Source organism: Streptomyces sp. NPDC028368 (genome assembly GCF_055565615.1).
Genome location: NZ_JBVHTY010000018.1, coordinates 62,631 through 79,916, shown reverse-complemented (window position 1 = coordinate 79,916; position 17,286 = coordinate 62,631). Strand labels below are relative to the sequence as shown.

Annotated in this window: 15 protein-coding genes and 1 pseudogene; 4 read left to right on the top strand and 12 right to left on the bottom strand. The window is 71.4% G+C overall.

All coding sequences use genetic code 11. The features are described from left to right. Positions 1-185: 185 nt before the first annotated feature. Positions 186-590, bottom strand: a pseudogene (locus tag ACZ4S3_RS32960) (Zn-ribbon domain-containing OB-fold protein); the annotation flags it as partial. Positions 591-952: 362 nt separating this feature from the next. Between ACZ4S3_RS32960 and ACZ4S3_RS32955 the strand changes: the two are divergent. Together ACZ4S3_RS32955 and ACZ4S3_RS32950 are read left to right on the top strand one after the other, a co-directional pair. Then, positions 953-3,235, top strand: coding sequence for an acetate--CoA ligase family protein (locus ACZ4S3_RS32955; RefSeq protein ID WP_467940922.1), 2,283 nt, complete (start codon positions 953-955; stop codon positions 3,233-3,235). Between the two features lie 169 nt (positions 3,236-3,404). Continuing rightward, the gene (locus ACZ4S3_RS32950) at positions 3,405-4,262 is read left to right on the top strand and encodes an enoyl-CoA hydratase/isomerase family protein (RefSeq protein ID WP_467940920.1); all 858 of its coding nucleotides are present in this window, start codon (positions 3,405-3,407) and stop codon (positions 4,260-4,262) included. A gap of 319 nt (positions 4,263-4,581) precedes the next feature. Here the strand turns inward: ACZ4S3_RS32950 and ACZ4S3_RS32945 are convergent, their stop codons facing one another. Then, on the bottom strand, positions 4,582-5,346 hold the full coding sequence (locus ACZ4S3_RS32945) for a hypothetical protein (RefSeq protein ID WP_467940916.1): 765 nt from the start codon (positions 5,344-5,346) through the stop codon (positions 4,582-4,584). Next, positions 5,343-5,942 carry an RNA polymerase sigma factor gene (locus tag ACZ4S3_RS32940; protein ID WP_467940914.1) on the bottom strand — a complete coding sequence of 200 codons (600 nt, stop codon included), beginning with the start codon at positions 5,940-5,942 and terminating at the stop codon, positions 5,343-5,345. Before ACZ4S3_RS32940 ends, ACZ4S3_RS32945 begins: the two co-directional genes overlap by 4 nt. A gap of 331 nt (positions 5,943-6,273) precedes the next feature. On the opposite strand from ACZ4S3_RS32940, the gene ACZ4S3_RS32935 reads away from it, so the two are divergent. Then, the gene (locus ACZ4S3_RS32935; RefSeq protein WP_467941162.1) at positions 6,274-6,900 is read left to right on the top strand and encodes a flavin reductase family protein; all 627 of its coding nucleotides are present in this window, start codon (positions 6,274-6,276) and stop codon (positions 6,898-6,900) included. Positions 6,901-6,915: 15 nt separating this feature from the next. Here ACZ4S3_RS32935 and ACZ4S3_RS32930 read toward each other — a convergent pair whose 3' ends face one another. From ACZ4S3_RS32930 to ACZ4S3_RS32910, 5 genes are all read right to left on the bottom strand, one after another. Continuing rightward, positions 6,916-7,821, bottom strand: a complete 906-nt coding sequence (locus ACZ4S3_RS32930; protein ID WP_467940912.1) for a hypothetical protein — start codon at positions 7,819-7,821, stop codon at positions 6,916-6,918. 66 nt (positions 7,822-7,887) lie between these two features. Continuing rightward, positions 7,888-9,183 (bottom strand): MFS transporter, encoded by a 1,296-nt coding sequence (locus ACZ4S3_RS32925; RefSeq protein WP_467940910.1) that lies wholly within the window; start codon positions 9,181-9,183, stop codon positions 7,888-7,890. A 97-nt stretch (positions 9,184-9,280) separates the two neighbouring features. After that, the gene (locus ACZ4S3_RS32920) at positions 9,281-10,351 is read right to left on the bottom strand and encodes a Zn-dependent alcohol dehydrogenase (RefSeq protein WP_467940908.1); all 1,071 of its coding nucleotides are present in this window, start codon (positions 10,349-10,351) and stop codon (positions 9,281-9,283) included. Then, positions 10,351-11,538, bottom strand: coding sequence for an acyl-CoA dehydrogenase family protein (locus tag ACZ4S3_RS32915; protein WP_467940906.1), 1,188 nt, complete (start codon positions 11,536-11,538; stop codon positions 10,351-10,353). Before ACZ4S3_RS32915 ends, ACZ4S3_RS32920 begins: the two co-directional genes overlap by 1 nt. A 28-nt stretch (positions 11,539-11,566) precedes the next feature. Beyond that, complete coding sequence (locus ACZ4S3_RS32910) at positions 11,567-12,481, bottom strand: SDR family oxidoreductase (RefSeq protein ID WP_467940904.1); 915 nt, start codon at positions 12,479-12,481, stop codon at positions 11,567-11,569. Positions 12,482-12,574: 93 nt separating this feature from the next. On the opposite strand from ACZ4S3_RS32910, the gene ACZ4S3_RS32905 reads away from it, so the two are divergent. Then, on the top strand, positions 12,575-13,501 hold the full coding sequence (locus tag ACZ4S3_RS32905; protein WP_467940902.1) for a cyclase family protein: 927 nt from the start codon (positions 12,575-12,577) through the stop codon (positions 13,499-13,501). Positions 13,502-14,027: 526 nt separating this feature from the next. Here ACZ4S3_RS32905 and ACZ4S3_RS32900 read toward each other — a convergent pair. The 4 genes from ACZ4S3_RS32900 to ACZ4S3_RS32885 form a co-directional block, all read right to left on the bottom strand. Continuing rightward, positions 14,028-14,501 carry an ATP-binding protein gene (locus ACZ4S3_RS32900; RefSeq protein WP_467940900.1) on the bottom strand — a complete coding sequence of 158 codons (474 nt, stop codon included), beginning with the start codon at positions 14,499-14,501 and terminating at the stop codon, positions 14,028-14,030. Positions 14,502-14,965: 464 nt separating this feature from the next. Then, positions 14,966-15,940, bottom strand: a complete 975-nt coding sequence (locus tag ACZ4S3_RS32895) for an acyl-CoA dehydrogenase family protein (protein WP_467940898.1) — start codon at positions 15,938-15,940, stop codon at positions 14,966-14,968. A 7-nt stretch (positions 15,941-15,947) separates the two neighbouring features. Beyond that, entirely contained in the window at positions 15,948-17,102 is a 1,155-nt protein-coding gene (locus tag ACZ4S3_RS32890; protein WP_467940896.1) for an acyl-CoA dehydrogenase, read from the bottom strand. A gap of 10 nt (positions 17,103-17,112) precedes the next feature. Further along, positions 17,113-17,250 (bottom strand): hypothetical protein, encoded by a 138-nt coding sequence (locus ACZ4S3_RS32885; RefSeq protein WP_467940895.1) that lies wholly within the window; start codon positions 17,248-17,250, stop codon positions 17,113-17,115. Positions 17,251-17,286 lie beyond the last annotated feature (36 nt).

The following is a 17,286-nucleotide window of genomic DNA, read 5'->3' as shown; positions in this document are numbered from 1 at the left end:
TCCGTGTGGGTGTGGTGGGTTCACGCGGGCCGGAAGACAGGTATGGCGACCATGCCCCCGCCGTTCCCGCCCCCGCCGTTTCCGACACCCCCGCCGTTTCCGACACCCCCGCCGTTTCCGACACCCCCGCCGTTTCCGACACCCCCGCCGTTGCCGTCACCGTCACCGTCACCGTCCGCGAGGGTTCCCTCCTCCCGGAAGTGCACCATCAGCGGCATCCCGATCCGCAGATCCCGCTCCGCGCACTCGACGACCTCGGTCATCATCCGGGGCCCCTCCGCGAGGTCCACCACGGCCGCGACATACGGCACCCGGCCACCGAAGGGCGGAAGGTCGTTACGGTGCACCACGGACCAGGTGTAGAGGGTGGCATGGCCACTGGCCGGCTCCCACCCGACGCTCTCGCCCCAGCAGTACGGGCAGAACTCGCGCGGGTAGTGATGCACCGCCCCGCACCCGCCGTCCTCCGCGCGGCAGCGGCGCAGCAGCAGCCGCCCTTCCGCGGCCGCGTCCCAGTACGGCCGGGTGAAGGCATCCACCTCCGGCAGATCATCACGCGGCGCAGCACGGCCCGCTCCGAACCCCGCCATCACGCCGGCCACTCGGCCCCGCCGAGCCAGATCGTCCGCATCCGTATGCCCCTCCTGCCGATGATTTGCAGCACCACACACTTCTGACGGTACGTCAGTTGAACGGATGGGGGGAGGGGTACGCAAGGGGCCGTACGGCATCGACCGGCGGAGCGCACGAGCGGTACCGGAGGCGGGGCAGGAGGCGAGGCAGGGCGGGCCGGGGTCGTCCCCACGGTCCGCCACCCGCCACCCGCACACCCGCCGCGCCGAAGCTTTACCATGCAGCCCCATTCCTGACATGCCGTCAGTTCAGTAATCTGACTACGCGTCAGGTAATGCGTCAGGCAATGAGAGCCGTCACACAGGAGCGGGCGTCTGCGATGCTTGGATCGACTCACGGCACCCTCACCACTCACTCCCGCCCGGCCCGCGTCGTGGCCTGTGGGGAGCAACCACCACACACCGTCCACGGCGTGCCCGAAGCGCGCGGTGGCAGCGGCGGGCAGCGTGCCGGCGGCTCGGTCGACCGGGATGTCAGCGGGCGGCCGCTGCACGCTCCGGTGCCCGACCTGGACCGCTTCTTCCGGCCCGAGTCCGTGGCCGTGATCGGTGCCTCGGACAGCGAGGGCCGTCCGAACACCGGCATCACCCGACAGCTGATCGCCTGGGCGGAGCGGGTCGGCGCGCGGCTCCATCCCGTCAACCCGGGGCGTAAGCAGGTCTTCGGACGCCCCTGTCACGCCACCGTCGCCGACCTCCCCGAGCCGGTGGACCTCGCCGTTCTGCTGGTCGGCGACCCCGTCCCGGTTATCGAGCAACTGGGCGACGCCAAGGTGAAGTTCGCCGTGGCCTTCGCTTCCGGGTTCGCCGAGACAGGGGCGGATGGTGCGGCGGCGCAGGCGCGGCTGGCCGAAGTCGTCGAGCGTTCCGGGCTGCGGCTGCTCGGGCCGAACACCAACCTCAACGCCTTCGAGAAGTTCCGCGAGGACCTGGACGGGCCGGCCATCGCCCTCATCACACAGTCAGGCCACCAGGGCCGCCCCGTCTTCACCCTTCAGGAACTGGGTATCCGCCTCTCTCACTGGGCCCCCACCGGCAACGAGGCCGATCTGGAAACCGCCGACTTCATCTCCTACTTCGCCTCCCGCCCCGAGGTCGGCGCCATCGCCGCCTATGTGGAGGGCCTCAAGGACGGCCGCAGCTTCCTGCTTGCCGCCGACCGCGCCGCCCGTAACAAGGTGCCGGTCGTCGCCGTCAAGGTCGGCCGTACCGAGACCGGCGCCCGGATGGCCGCCTCGCACACCGGCAAGCTCACCGGCGCGGACGAGGTCGTGGATGCCGCGATGCGGCAGTTCGGCGTGATCCGGGTGGACGGGCTCGACGAGCTGCAGGACACCGCTGCGTTGCTGGCCCGCGCCAAGCGGCCCACGTCCGAGGGCGTCGCTGTGTATTCGATCTCCGGCGGCACCGGGGCGCACTTCTCGGATCTGGCAACCGCGGCGGGACTGCGGCTGCCCACCCTCGACGACACCAAGCAGGCCGAGCTGCACCAGTGGATACCGGACTACCTCAATGTCGCCAACCCCATCGACAACGGCGGGCACCCGGTCGGTGACTGGCGTGGCCGCAAGATCATCGATGCCCTCCTCGCCGACCCGTCGATAGGGGTACTCATCTGCCCGATCACCGGCCCCTTCCCGCCGATGAGCGACAAGCTCGCGCAGGATCTGGTGGACGCGGCGGAGCGCACGGACAAGCTGGTGTGTGTGGTGTGGGGGTCGCCGGTCGGCACCGAGGACGCCTACCGGCACACCCTCCTGGGCTCCTCGCGCGTGGCGACCTTCCGCACCTTCGCCAACTGCATCACCGCCGTCCGCGCCTATCTCGACCACCACCGGTTTGCCGCCGGCTACCGCTCGCCGTTCGACGATGCCCCGCGCGTCCTCTCCCCCTCCGCCCGCAAGGCGCAGGCCCTGATGCGTCCGGGCCAGCAGCTCAGCGAGCACGCGGCCAAGCAGCTGCTGCGCGCCTACGGCATCCGCGTACCGCGCGAACAGCTGGTGACCAGCGCGGCGGCGGCCGTACGGGCGGCGAGTCAGGTCGGCTATCCGGTGGTCATGAAGGCCTCCGGGCCGCAACTGGCCCACAAGAGCGAACTCGGTCTGGTCCAGGTCGGCTTGACCTCCGCCAGCCAGGTGCGGGACGCCTACCGTGAACTCACCGACATCGCCCGCTACGAGGACATCCCGCTGGACGGTGTGCTGGTCTGCCAGATGATCGAGCGGGGCGTGGAGATGGTCGTCGGGGTCACCCACGACAGTCTCTTCGGGCCGACGGTGACGGTCGGGCTGGGCGGGGTCCTCGTGGAGGTGCTGCGGGATGTCGCGGTGGGCGTGCCGCCCTTCGGGGAGGACCAGGCGCGCACGATGCTCGGCGAACTGCGCGGCCGCGCTCTCCTGGAAGGTGTGCGGGGCGCGCCGCCCGCGGATGTGGACGCGCTGGTCGAGGTCGTCCTGCGGGTGCAGCGGATGGCGCTCGAACTGGGTGAGGACCTGGCCGAGTTGGATATCAATCCGCTGGTGGTCCTGCCGCGCGGGGAGGGCGCCGTGGCCCTCGACGCGCTCGCCGTATGCCATGGCCCCGGCGGGGTCCGCGCTCCGTAGCCGACGGCGCAGGCACCGCGGGCCCCTCAGGCCGGGCAAGCGGGGCAGCCGACACCGCAGACCGGGTAAACGGAGCAGCCGACCCCGCACCGAGCGCCCCCGCAGCAGCACCGCCACCACCCGCACGCACACCCACCGCACCCACCGCACCCACTGGAGCCACTCCCCCATGACGCCCTCCCCCACGACACCCTCGCCCGGACCCGCCAACGCCTCCGAAGCCTCATCACCTTCCGTTGATTCATTGATACTCCACGCCACTGACAACGGCGTCTCGTGGATCACCCTCAACCGGCCCGCGGCAAGGAACGCCCTCACCTGGGACCAGCGCGAACGCATCATCGAGCGGCTCGCGGAGGCCTCGGCCGACCCGGAGGTACGGGCCGTGGTGATCACCGCGACCGGCAAGGGTTTCTGCGCCGGCGCCGATCTGCGCGGATCGCCGGCGGCGGACGGTGAGCGGGTCGCGGGCGATGTCGCCCGGATGATCCGACGTGGCGCGCAGCGCTTCATCGGCGCCGTACTGGACTGTGAGAAGCCGGTGATCGCCGCCGTCAACGGCACCGCGGCGGGGATCGGCGCCCATCTCGCGCTCGCCTGTGATCTCGTACTGGCCGCCGAATCGGCCCGCTTCATCGAGGTGTTCGTACGCCGCGGGCTGGTCCCGGACGGCGGCGGCGCCTACCTCCTGCCGCGGCTGATCGGCCCGCAGCGTGCAAAGGAGCTGATGTTCTTCGGCGACGCCGTACCGGCCGCCGAGGCCGAGCGGCTGGGCCTGGTCAACCGGGTGGTCCCGGATAGCGAGTTGGCCAAGACGGCACGGGAGTGGGCCGAACGGCTGGCGGCCGGCCCGACCCGGGCCCTGGCGCTGACCAAACAGCTGGTCAACGCCTCGCTCGACACCGACCGGGCCGCGGCCTTCGCCGCCGAGGCCGCCGCCCAGGAGATCAACATGACCACGGCGGACGCCCAGGAAGGGGTCGCCTCCTTCGTGGAGCGCCGCAGCCCGACGTACCGGGGCCGGTAGCGGGGCCGCGGGTCATACGGGGCGCCACCCGCCCCACGGGCCAGGGGCGGCGGTCGGCCGCGCTGACGTCCGGGTCGCGCCCCGCCGCGACACCCTCGGCGCCCCCGTCCTTCTTCGCCCCGGCCTGGCACCCCGTGACCGCACCCGCCGCCCACAGCAGCCCGGCCGCGAGCAGCCCGGCCCACACGGCACCGCCGAGCCTGTTGCCTACCGTCGTCATCGCCGACTCCCTGCGCGCCCGTACGGCCGGCCCCTCAGCCAACCCTTCACTCGGCACACGGGCGGCGCCCCCGCCCTCCATGACACCGCATGGCGTGATCTAGATCACGCCATGCGGGCAGTCCGGCACCTCGCGCGTATTACGGGTGCGCACCCCCGGCAGCCAGCCCGGCACGCCGTTCTTACCGGTCACCAGATACCAGCGGCTGGACGTCACACCCGCCTCGTCACGCACCAACCGCCCGTCGATGACCACACAGTGCGCGGCCAGTACGTCGCCGTGCCAGACCCGGCCCGCGGAATTGCCCCGCGTGGCATACCTGGCGTACGGATTCCTGGCCAGTCGCAGCGCGCACTCCAGCGTATGGATCCGACGGCAGGCCGACTCGCTGTTGTAGACCGTGAGCGGCACCGCGCGGACACCGGCGGCAGGCTGCGACCCGCCGGCGTCCGGACCCACCAGCCACCACACCCCGAGCGCCACCGCGGCCACCGCGGCCGCGACCGTGAGCGCGAGGGCGTAGGCCTTCCGGCGCGAGGCCGCAAGCCCTACGGAGACCACAGGCGCCACGGACGCCACGGGCACCCCGGACACCGCAGGAACCTCAGACGCGACGGGCTCCGATTCAGGGCCGGACCGCTGGACACGGATGCGGGCCCACAGCCCGGCCGGCAGCTCGATCCGCTCGTCCGCGCACCGCAGCCGCTCACGCAGCAGCGCCTCGGCATCGTCGCCCGCACCGCCACCCGCACCGCCGCCCCCGGTGTCGAACCCCCGGCCGGCGCCGCCCCCCGAGCCGCTCGGGGAGCCGCCGCCGTCCGCTCCGTCCTCGTATCCGGGCCCCGCGCCCACGGTGCCGCTCACCGCCCGGCCCGCCCGCGTTCCGAGGCAACGAGGTAGGCGCGGAGCCTGTCCAGCGCGCGTGCACGGTGCCGGGCCGCGGTGCCGCGGTGCACCTTCATGATCTTCGCGGCCTGGTCGATGGTGTAGCCGTCGAGGTCGACGAGGATGACGATCCCGGCCTGGCGGCGCGACAACCGCCCCAGCAGGCGGACCGCTTCGAGCTCCGCATGCCGCCGCTCCACCCCGCCGTCCCAGCCACCGCCGGCCCCGCCGAGGCCCGCCCCGCAGCCCCCGCCGCCGTCAACCCCGCCCGCACCGGCTTCCCCGACGCCCTCGATCGCCTCGACCAGCACCTGGCGCCGGTCCTTGCGGTACACGTCGCGGACGACGTTGAGCACCGCGGTGAAGGCATAGGCGTACGGCTCCGGATGCGCGAGGAAGCGCTGCGGGCGGGCGGCGAGCTTGAGGTACGCCTCATGCACCACGTCCTCCGCGGACTGTCTCGGTCCGGCCAGCATCACCGCCCGCCGGTAGAGCCGGGGCAACAGCCCGCAGAAGACCTCATCGAAGGTGGGTGACGCGGCAGGCAACGGTGACGACGGCATCGCATCGGCCATGTACTGGAACTCCCCGCGCTGGGCTACGGGCGGCGGCCGAGAAGGAAGCTACCCGTGCAGCCGGTAGCCAATCAGGTGCCACCCCCCGATCTCCCCTGATTCCCCACTACATCGCCCCCGAGTTGGAGCAAACCACCCCTAAGGGTGGCCTCCCCGGCGCCCCTTGGTGTCCCCCGGCACCCCCTGGCACCCCCTGGCACCCCCTGGCACCCCCTCCCCCTGGCACCCCGGCGGCGCCTGAAGGCCCGTGGACTCCGCCGGATCCCTCTTCCGGGGGCTTTCCATCTGACGCAGCATCAGATTCAATGAAGACATGATGGGACACGCGGGAATGGCGGCCACGGCGGTGCGATATCTGCGCTCGGTCGGCGCACCGACCACTGCTTCCCCACCCGCCACAGCCACCGCAGGCACCCCGGCCGCCGCCCTCCCCCGCCCCACGCTGCGCGCCGTACGGGAGGACGAACGCGCCCCTCTGGACCCGGCCGAATTCCGCTCCGTCCTGGGGCACTTCGCCAGTGGCGTCACGATCATCACGGCACCGGGGGAAGAGGGCCCGGCCGGCTTCGCCTGTCAGTCGTTCGCGTCGCTCTCCCTCGACCCGCCGCTGGTCACGTTCATGGTGGCGCGTACGTCGACCACCTGGCCGCGGATCGCCCGCGCCGGAGTCTTCTGCGTCAACATCCTCGGTGCCGAACAGGGCGAACTGTGCCGAGGGTTCGCGGTCAGCGGGGGCGACAAGTTCGCGGGGGTCTCCTACGTGGCGGCTCCGGCGACCGGTTCGCCGCGGCTGGCGGACGTCCCCGCCTGGATCGACTGCACGATCCAGGCCGTGCACACCGGTGGCGACCATCTGATCGTGGTCGGCCGGGTGGAGGCCCTCGCCGCGGACCCGTCCGCCGCCGGGGGCGGCCCGTTGCTCTTCCACCGGGGCGCCTTCGGCAGCTTCAGCGGCTGACGGCGGCCGTCCGCCTCACCGCCGGGCCGCGGCCTGCCGGGTCAGCACCTGCCGCTCCCCCTCGTCCGGATCGCCCACGTAGACGTAGAGGGTGGGCTTCCGCTGCGTACCGCCGACGCTCCAGTCCGACGCGCAGATGTCGCCGTACAGCCGCAACGTCTGCTCGCCGTCCGTCTCCAGCGACCACGTGCCGGTCCCCTCACAGCGTTCCCCGTCCTCGGACAGCCGGGACGCGCGCGCGACCCCGTCGGAGCGCAGCCGCAGCGTGCCACCGGAGCCGTCCTCCCAGACGCCGGTGAGCGCGGCGCGGTCCAGGTGCGGTGGCCGGTATTCGTGCATCAGCCCGGTGGCGAAGGCGCCCACGAACAGCGCAACCACCGTGAGTGCGGCTCCGATTCCGCCGCACACGACGGTGACGGTCAGCCGTACGGCACGCCGCGCATCGCGGTCCCGGGCGGCGTACGCGGCCAGCAGGGCGGCGGGTACGGCGGCCGCCGTGAGCGCCAGCCAGAGCACCAGATACGCCATCGGCGGCCCCACGGCACGGTCGAGCAGCGCGGCGATCACCCCGTGCGCCAGGAGCGCGCCGAACGCCGAGAAGGGCGCCGCGGCCGCCGTCCACCACCAGGCCGGCCGCCCCGGCAGCCCGGCCCGCCGCGCCGCCCAACCCGCCAGCCAAAGGGTCGGCAGGATCAGAGTGACCGTCACCACGAAGCCGGGGACGCTACCGACGACAATCGCGAAGGGCAGCAGGAACAGTGCCAGGAACACATTGCCGACGTCCCCCTCCTGGGTGAAGCCGTACATCCCCAGCCCGGCCCCCGCGACCAGCACCTCGCCCAGCAGCGCGGCCATCGAAACCGCCACGGCCGGCCAGCTCCAGAACACCGCGCCGGAAGTCCCACCCCTGGTCATGCTCATCCCGCATCACCCCTCTCATCGGGATGATGCACCCGCCGGCCGGCCACCCCGCCACCAGGGTGTCCTTCAAACGGCCCTCCGCCGCCGGATGACCAGCGCCATCAGTGCCGCGACCGCGCACAGCGCCCCGGAGGTGTACCAGACCGGGTTGTACGTACCGAAGGCGTCCCGCGCCAGGCCGCCCAGGAAGGCGATCAGGGCGGCGCCCACCTGATGGGCGGCCAGCACCCAGCCGAAGACGATCGCGCTGTCCTCGCCGTAGTGCTCGCGGCACAGGGCGATGGTCGGCGGGACGGTCGCGACCCAGTCCAGGCCGTAGAAGACGATGAAGAAGATCATGGGCGGGTGGACGGTGTCCGCGAGCAGCAGCGGCAGGAACATCAGCGACACACCGCGCAGGCCGTAGTACACGGAGAGCAGCCGACGGGTGTCGAAGCGGTCGGTGAACCAGCCCGAGGCGACGGTCCCGGCGATGTCGAAGACGCCGATCACCGCGAGGAGCGAGGCGGCGGCGGTCATCGGCATCCCGTGATCGTGTGCGGCGGGCACGAAGTGCGTCTTGACCAGGCCGTTCGTCGTGGCGCCGCAGATCGCGAAGGTGCCCGCCAGCAGCCAGAACGGGCCCGTTCGGGCCGCCGCGAGCAGCGCCCGCACCGCGCGCCGGGCCGCGCCGGGCTGTGGCGGCGGCTTGGGTACGAACTCCGTTGCCCCATAGGGCGCGAGGCCCACGTCCGCCGGATGGTCGCGCAGCAGCAGCCACACCAGGGGGACGACGGCGAGCGCGGCGAGCGCCACGGTGACGGCGGCGGGCCGCCAGCCGTGCCGGTCGACGATCCAGGACAGCAGTGGGAGAAAGACCAGCTGCCCCGAGGCGCCGGCCGCGGTGAGGATGCCGGTGACCAGCCCGCGCCGCTCGACGAACCAGCGGCCGGTGACCGTAGCGGCGAAGGCCAGCGCCATCGATCCGCTGCCCAGGCCGACCAGCACGCCCCACAGGAGGACGAGTTGCGTGCTGTTCGTCATGAAGACGGTCAGCCCGGCGCCGACCGCGATCAGCGTCAGGGCCACGGCGACCACTCGGCGGATACCGAAGCGGTCCATCAGGGCGGCGGCGAACGGCGCGGTCAGCCCGTACAGCGCGAGGTTCACGGACACCGCGAAGCCGATGGTGCCGCGCGACCAGTGGAACTCGGCGTGCAACGGATCGATGAGCAGTCCGGGCAGGGAGGCGAAGCCGGCCGCGCCGATGATGGTGAGGAAGGTGACGGCGGCGACGGACCAGGCCCGGTGGGGGCGGCGTCGGCGAGGAGGCGCGGGGGCGGGGTCCGTGGCAGGCGGGGGCGGTTCGGTTATCTGGCTCACCCGAGCAGCATCATCGTCGCGGCCGAACGGAACGAGTGGCCGGAGGGCCAGCCTTCACCAGGATCGGGCCACCGCCACCGTTTCCCGGCCCCTCCCGCTATCCGAACGTCAAAACCCCCCGGGCCACCCGCCCATGATGCGCATCGTCGGCGGCCTTCGCGAAGTCCTCCACCGGATACGTCTCGCTCACCAACTCGTCCAGCAGCAGCCGCCCTTGCCCGTACATCCGCGCGTACAGCGCAATATCCCGCTGCGGCCGCGACGACCCGTACCGGCATCCCAGGATCGACTTGTCCAGGTACATCGACGACACCAGGAACGACGCCTCCGCGCCGGCCGGCGGTACCCCGAGCAGCACCGCCTGGCCGTGCCGGTCCAGCAGATCGATCGCCTGCCGGATCAGCCGGGTACTGCCCACACACTCGAAGGCATGGTCGGCGCCGGCCGGCAGGATCTCCTTCACCGCCTTGACGCTGTCCGCCACCGCCGAGGCATCGAGGAAATGCGTCGCCCCGAACTGCCGCGCCACCGCCTCCTTGGCCGGATTGGCATCCACGGCCACGATGGTCGAGGCCCCCGCGATCCGCGCCCCCTGCAGCACGTTGAGCCCGATGCCGCCGGCGCCGATCACCACCACCGAATCCCCGCGATCCACCTTCGCCCGGTTGAGCGCGGCCCCGACACCCGTCAGCACCCCGCACCCGATCAGCGCGGCGGAGGTCATCGGAATCTCCTTGGGGATCTTCACGGCCTGTACCGCCTTGACGACCGTACGCTCCGCAAATGCCGAGTTCGACGCGAAGTTGAACAGCTCCGCGCCCCCTCGCCGGAACGGCTTCCCGGGCATCCCGATGGCCTTGCGGCACATCGTCGGCCGTCCCCGGTCGCACTCCGCGCACGCCCCGCAATTGGCCAGTGTCGACAGGGCAACGTGATCACCGGGCGCCACATGCTCAACACCCGCCCCCACGGCCTCGACCACCCCGGCCCCCTCGTGCCCCAGCACCACCGGCACCGGAAACGGAATGGTCCCGTCGATGACCGACAGATCGCTGTGACACAGCCCGGCGGCCCGGATCCCGACCAGCACCTCGCCCGGCCCCGGATCCCGTACCACCAGATCGTCCACGACCCGGGTCTGCTCGCCGTCGAAAATGACGCCTCTCATCACCGCTCCCTTCTGGGCAGGCCGAGCACACGCTCGGCGATGATGTTGCGCTGGATCTCGTCCGAACCGCCGTAGACGGTGTCGGCCCGGGTGAACAGGAACAGCCGCTGCAGCGCGTCCAGTTCGTACGGCGCCCGCGCGGACCAGTCGACGGGCCCCAGCCCGGCCGCTGCCCCGCGCACCCGCATCGCCAGCTCCCCCAGCCGCTGATGCCACCCGCCCCACAACAGCTTCGCCACACTGGGCGCGCCCGCGTCCCCAACGGCACCCAGGGTCCGCAGCGCATTCCACCGCATGACCTTCAACTCGGCCCACTGACCGACTAGTTGATCGCGCAGCACAGGATCACGCACCGCCCCGCGAGCGACCGCCTCCCCCACCACCGCACCCAGCTCACTCGCGAACCCGATCTGCTGGACCAGCGTCGACACGCCCCGCTCCCACGCCAGCAGCCCCATCGCCACCCGCCAGCCGGCTCCTTCCCCGCCCACCACATGCCCGGCCCGCGCCACCGCCCCGTCGAAGAACACCTCGTTGAATTCCGCGGTCCCCGACATCTGCCGGATCGGCCGCACCTCAATGCGGCCCGGCTGATCCATCGGCACCAGCAGAAAGGACAGCCCCCGATGCCGCCGCTCCCCGGGATCCGTCCTGGCCAGCACAAAGCACCAATCGGCCTCGCGCGCCAGTGAGGTCCAGACTTTCTGCCCGCTGATCCGGTATTCGTCCCCGTCCCGTACGGCCACCGTCCGCACCCCCGCCAGATCCGACCCCGCATCCGGCTCGCTGTATCCCTGGCACCACAATTCCTCCCCCCGCGCGATACCCGGCAAAAACCGCTCCCGCTGCGCCTCGTCCCCATAAGAGATCAGCGTCGGTGCCAGCAGATTTTCCCCGATATGCCCAACCCGCCCCGGTGCTCCGGCCCGCGCATATTCCTCGGCCCATACCACCTGCTGCGTCAGCGTCGCCGGACGATGCGCGTATCCCTCGCCCCAGCCAAGACCGATCCAGCCGCCGGCCCCGAGCTCCCGCTCCCACGCCCTGCGCACCGAGGCCCTTTCGTGCTCACTTCCGGGCCCGCCCCGCTCCGACAACTCGGCGTATTCCCCTACGAGATGCTCCGACAGCCAAGCCCGAGCCTCTCGCCGGAATTCCTCCTCCGCATTCCCGAACTCAAAGTCCATACCCACCTCCCACGGTACGGAGCAACACCTACTGGTTGGGCCCCGCCCCGCCCCGCGCCGCCTCGGCCATCGCCGACAGCTGCGCCAGCATCGGCATCGGATCGGTACCCACCGACCCCGCCACCACATCGGCGACTTTCTCCGGCGTCCACGCCCCGTCGACATAGGCGGAACGCAATTCCCTCGGCTGCGCCCACACCGCGACCTTCGGCCCGGCAACCGTATAAACCTGCCCCGTGATCTCCCGCGCCCGCTCGCTCAGCAGATACACCACGAACGCCGCGACGTCCTCCGGCTCCCCGATCTCCTTGAGCTCCATCGGCACATTCGCCGACATCCGCGTCCGCGCGACCGGCGCCACCGCATTGGCCGTCACCCCGTATTTGTGCAGCCCCAGCGCCGCACTCCGTACCAGCGAAATGATCCCGCCCTTGGCGGACGAGTAATTGGCCTGCGATACGGAGCCCTGGTGATTGCCGCTGGTAAAGCCGACAAGGGTCCCCGACCCCTGCCGCCGCATCACGGCTGCCGCCGCCCGGAACACCGTGAACGTCCCCTTGAGATGAGTGGCAACCACCGGATCCCACTCCTCCTCGGACATATTGAAGAGCATCCGCTCCCGCAGAATCCCGGCCACACACACCACGCCATCGATCCGCCCGTACTGCGCCAGCGCGGTGTCCACGATCCGCTGGCCACCGGCCATGGTGGACACATCGTCGGCGACCGCGGTGGCGACACCACCCCCGGCTTCGATCTCCTTCACCACCGACTCGGCGACCTCGCTGCTCGGCTCGCCGCCCGCGATGGAGACCCCGTAGTCGTTGACGACCACCTTCGCGCCCTGTTCCGCGCAGGCGAGCGCGACCGCCCGCCCGATACCGCGCCCGGCCCCGGTGACGGCGACCACCTTGCCGGCCAAGAAGTTCCCCGCGTTTCCCATGCCGCGCCCCTTCCCGCAGTTTCTGACGGACCGTTAGATTTTTGAGCACACGCGGTACGAACACAACCCCCCGGCCGAACCCAAGGAGGCCCCATGTCCCTGCCGCAGGAGTTCCACGACATCGCCAAACGCGTGAACAACTGGGGCCGCTGGGGGGCCGACGACGAGATCGGCACCCTCAACCTGATCACCGACCGGGTCGTACGCGAGGCCGCCGCCGCCCTCCGCACCGGCCTGCGCATCCCTCTCGCGCTGCCGCTCCGGCAGGACGGCGTACAGACCGGCATGATCCCCGGCCGGGTCAACCCGCTGCACACCATGGTCGCGATAAACCAGGAGATCTTCGGGCCCGGTACGGTCGCCACCTCGGACGACGCGGTCACCATGGGCCTCCAGGCCGCCACTCACTGGGACGGCCTGACCCACGTCTCGCACTCCGGGCGGCTCTACAACAACCGTCCCGCCGACTCCGTCACCGCCCACGCCGGCGCCACCAGCCTCGGCATCGAGAAAGCCACCCCGATCGTCTCCCGCGGCGTCCTCCTGGACGTGGCCCGCGCACACGGCACCGACCGGCTGCCGGGCGGACACGCCGTCACGCCCGAAGACCTGGACGCCGCCGAGGAGTTGGCGGGCACCAAGGTCCGGTCCGGCGACATCGTCCTGATCCGGACCGGGCAGATGCAGCACTACCTGGCCGGCGACCGGCAGGCGTACGCCTTCCCGTCACCGGGGCTCTCGCTGCGCACCCCCGAGTGGTTTCACGCCCGCGACGTCGCCGCGGTCGCCAACGACACCCTGACCTTCGAGATCTTCCCGCCGGAGATCGAGGACCTGTGGCTTCCGGTGCACGCCCTCGACCTGGTGGAGATGGGCATGCTGCAGGGCCAGAACTGGAATCTGGAGGAGCTGAGCGCGGCCTGCGCGGCGGCGGGGCGTCATACGTTCCTGCTGTCGGCGATGGCCGAGCCGTTCGTCGGCGGGACCGGGACGCCAGTGGCACCCGTGGCGATCCTCTGAAGGTCCGGCCCGGTCCCCGGCCGGCCCGGCCAGGTGGCGGTGCGCCCATGCGCGCCCCGAGCGCGGCACCGCGGACCGCCACCTTCCCCGGCTTCCACCGGGGGACCCCCAACCAGGCCGCGACCCGCACTCGTCAAGGCCCCGGACCGGAATCCCGGCTCCCCCCACGACCTCGGCGTCCCCTCGCGGCGAATCGCTCCACCCAAGAGTGATCAACACGGCACGCCACGTCAACACCTGGTCTGGACTAATTCCGCTGCGCCCGATTGACCCCGGCCCGCTTCCCCCACACGGGATTCACTCGCACAGGATTCACTTGCGCGGGACTTACTCGCGCAGGACCCACTCGCGCAGGACTCACTTGCGCAGGACTCACTTGCGCGCAATGCGGATACACGGGATTCGGTGACGCGGGATTCGGTTGCGCAGGATTCGGTTGCGCGGGACTCACTTGCGCGCGATGCGCTGATGCAGGATCCAGTTGCGCGGGATGCGGTTGCGCCGGACGCGGTTGCGCCGGATCCGCTTACGCCCGATGGGGTACGGCGCAGTGGGGTTCGTACGCCCCCAGTTCGCCACCCGCCGCCATCAACAGCGACTGGCAGCGGTCCACCTCGCACCAGATCCGCTTGCCGGCGCCTTCCTGCTGCCAGCCCCAGCGGTCCGCGAGGCCGTCGACCAGTTCCAGGCCGCGACCGTTGGTGTCCTCGCCGTCTGCGTGCCGCTGGCGCGGCGGGCGGGCGCTGGCATCCACCACTTCGACCCGTACGGTCCCCACCACCGCGCCCGATCCCGAGAAGCACATCCGCAGTTTGGCCGCCGAGCCGGTATGCACCACGGCATTGGTGACGAGCTCGGAGATCAACAAGATCAACGTCTCGGCCAGCGGCTCATCGACCCCTATGCCGGACCCCATCAGCCGCGATCGGGCCCATTGCCTGGCCCGCCCCACCTCTGCAGGGTCGGGCCGTACCTCCAACTGAACCTGAAGCACCTGCACCGCTCACACCATCCGAACCGGCGGAAACATCGCCTCGCGCCTCCACAGGATCACGGTGCGTGACCCCGGTGAAGCACAGCATGGTTGACGTTCAGTCACCCCAACAAGCGCTTCGGGCATATTCCAGCGCAAGGGAGTATGCGTGCTGCATACTGTGCGACGCACTTTGCGGGGAGTCGAACAAGGGGGGTTCTCGGGCCCCCGCCCGAGGCGAGCGGCGCGCAGTCCGTACCCCGGAGCCGCCATTTCGACGGCACCGCGACCGTTGCGCCACAGAACCACTCGCACCCAAGGGAGCGTACCCGAGCGGAACGCCGACTCCCGCCTGTGACGAGTCACGCCTAGGACACAACCCGATATCGACCCTCCGTGACCACTTATGCATGCGGTTTCCGACATTTCGCACACGGGATGCCAGAGTCTGACATTACGGCCCACGGGACACCCCATCACCTCAACTCCCGTCAGGCGATCAAGCCCTCCGCCAGCGCTTCTTCCGCCGCGCCGGCCCGGCCCCAGCACTCGGCGCGCAACCAGGCCCGCTTGAGATGCAGATGCACATCCGCCTCCCATGTGAACCCCATGCCGCCGTGAACCTGCAGGCAGTCCCGGGCGTTACGCACAGCAGCCTCGTCGGCGAGCAGTTTCGCGCTCGTCACGTCGAGAACACCCTCTGTGACCGACGCCGCATACACCGCACTTCGGGCCATTTCGGCTCGTACGAGCATCTGCGCGCACAGATGCTTGACCGCTTGGAAGGATCCGATCGGGGCGCCGAATTGCTCCCGTTCGCCCGCATGCGCGACCGCCATTTCCATCGTGCGGGCCGCGCTGCCCAGTTGTTGGGCGGCGGTGAGCAGGGCCGCCTCGCGGCGCAGGCGGGAGGCGTCGAGGGGCAAGGGGGTCTTGCGCGGGATATCCGTCAGACGGGCGAGCGGGGTGAGGGGGTCAACTGAGGCGAACGGGGCGCAGGCGACATGGGTGGCCGCGCTTCCGTACGCCCCTGCTTCGCGCCCCTGGTGCACCTGATCCGCCCCCTGCGCGCCCCCCAGCAAGATCAACGCGTCGCAGTCGGCCGGGTGTTCCCACAGCACCGGGTCGGCCGTCGCGTCGGCCAGCGCGACGATCCGCTCGCCGGTCGCGACACCGTCCACCACGCCGGCCAGCAGCTGGCAGGCGGCCAGCGGTCCCGGCAGCAGCGCCCGCCCGGCCTCCTCGAAGACCAGCACCGCCTCGGGCAGTCCGAGCCCCACCCCGCCGTCCGACTCCGGCAGCCGCAGCGCAAAGAACCCGGCCTCGGCCAGTTCCCGCCACAGCGCACGGTCCAGTGCGGGATCGTCCAGCGCCGCCCGCAGCCGCTCCCGCCCGAACCGCCCCGCCAGCAGCTGCCGCGTACCGTCCTTCAACGCCCGCTGTTCGTCGCCGAGTTGGAAGTCCACCGGCCGGTCACCGCCCCTTCGGCAGGCCGAGGATGCGCTCGGCGACGATGTTCTGCTGGATCTGGGAGGTGCCCGCGGCGATCGTGTACGAGAGGGCGGACAGCCGGTCCGCGACCCATTCCTGGCCGGCGTCCAGCGCACCCGCGCCCAGCACCTCCGCCGCCGCGTCGTACAGCTCCTGGCGGGCGTGCGAATAGCGCAACTTGAAGACCGAGCCGCCGGCCCCCGGGACGCCCCCGCTCCTTTGTGCCTCGCTGACATTCCACTGGGTCAGCCGCCACAGCGCCGCGAACTCCGCGCTCAGCCGGCCGAGCCTGCGCCGCAGTACGGCATCGTCCCAGCGGCCGTTGGCCCGCGCCGTACGGGCGAGCGCGCCGAGCACCCGGCGGCAGGCCACCACCTCGCCGACGAAGGCGGTGCCGCGCTCGAAGGAGAGGGTCACCATGGTCACCCGCCAGCCGTCGTTCTCCGCCCCGACGCGGTTGCCGACCGGCACCCGTACCTCGTCGAGAAACATCTCGGCGAACTCCGTCGACCCGGCAAGGGTGCGCAGCGGCCGTACCGTGACGCCCGGCGCGTCCATGGGCATGGCGAGCCAGCTGATCCCGCGGTGCCGGGGCGCCTGCGTGTCGGTGCGGACCAGCAGCTCGCACCAGTCGGCGACCTCGGCGTGCGAGGTCCAGATCTTGGAGCCGGTCACGACATACGCGTCGCCGTCCCGTACCGCCTTCGTCCGCAGCGCGGCGAGGTCCGACCCGGCGTCCGGTTCACTGAAGCCCTGGCACCAGATCTCCTCGCCGCGCAGGATCGGCGGCAGCCAGCGGGCCCGCTGTCCGGCGGTGCCCTCGGCGGCGATGGTCGGCCCGGCGTGCAGCAGCCCGACGAAGCCCGCGCCGACGTAGGGCGCGCCGGCCAGCTCCGTCTCCTCCAGGAAGATCAGGTGCTGGGTGGGGGTGGCGCCCTGCCCGCCGGCGTCCCGCGGCCAGTGCAGGCCCGCGTATCCGGCGTCGTACAGCATCCGCTGCCAGGCCACGTCGTAGGCCCGGCGGCCCGGCCAGTCGGTCGCGGCGGGCTTGGCGGGGAGCTTCGGCAGCACCTCGCCGAGCCAGGTGCGCAGCCGCGCCCGGAACTCTTCCTCTTCCTCGGTGTACGTGAGGTCCATGGCGCGGCGACTACTTGTCGCGGCCGAGGACGCGGCCGGGACCGGGACCGAGGCCGAGGCCGAGCATGCGGATCGGGTTGCGCCGCATGAGCTGGTGGCCGGTCTCGTCGTCCAGGCCCCGCACATGGAGCTCTCTCGGGTTCCCCATCGTTTCCCCTCGCCCTGTGTCCGGTCGTGCCGGTCT

Bases quoted from the DNA above. Each gene is read 5' to 3' on its own strand.
- ACZ4S3_RS32930 (WP_467940912.1), bottom strand. From the start codon at position 7,821: ATGAGCATGACCAGGGGTGGGACTTCCGGCGCGGTGTTCTGGAGCTGG.
- ACZ4S3_RS32955 (WP_467940922.1), top strand. From the start codon at position 953: ATGCTTGGATCGACTCACGGCACCCTCACCACTCACTCCCGCCCGGCC.
- ACZ4S3_RS32935 (WP_467941162.1), top strand. From the start codon at position 6,274: ATGGCGGCCACGGCGGTGCGATATCTGCGCTCGGTCGGCGCACCGACC.
- ACZ4S3_RS32920 (WP_467940908.1), bottom strand. From the start codon at position 10,351: ATGAGAGGCGTCATTTTCGACGGCGAGCAGACCCGGGTCGTGGACGAT.
- ACZ4S3_RS32905 (WP_467940902.1), top strand. From the start codon at position 12,575: ATGTCCCTGCCGCAGGAGTTCCACGACATCGCCAAACGCGTGAACAAC.
- ACZ4S3_RS32885 (WP_467940895.1), bottom strand. From the start codon at position 17,250: ATGGGGAACCCGAGAGAGCTCCATGTGCGGGGCCTGGACGACGAGACC.
- ACZ4S3_RS32910 (WP_467940904.1), bottom strand. From the start codon at position 12,481: ATGGGAAACGCGGGGAACTTCTTGGCCGGCAAGGTGGTCGCCGTCACC.
- ACZ4S3_RS32940 (WP_467940914.1), bottom strand. From the start codon at position 5,942: ATGGCCGATGCGATGCCGTCGTCACCGTTGCCTGCCGCGTCACCCACC.
- ACZ4S3_RS32915 (WP_467940906.1), bottom strand. From the start codon at position 11,538: ATGGACTTTGAGTTCGGGAATGCGGAGGAGGAATTCCGGCGAGAGGCT.
- ACZ4S3_RS32950 (WP_467940920.1), top strand. From the start codon at position 3,405: ATGACGCCCTCCCCCACGACACCCTCGCCCGGACCCGCCAACGCCTCC.
- ACZ4S3_RS32890 (WP_467940896.1), bottom strand. From the start codon at position 17,102: ATGGACCTCACGTACACCGAGGAAGAGGAAGAGTTCCGGGCGCGGCTG.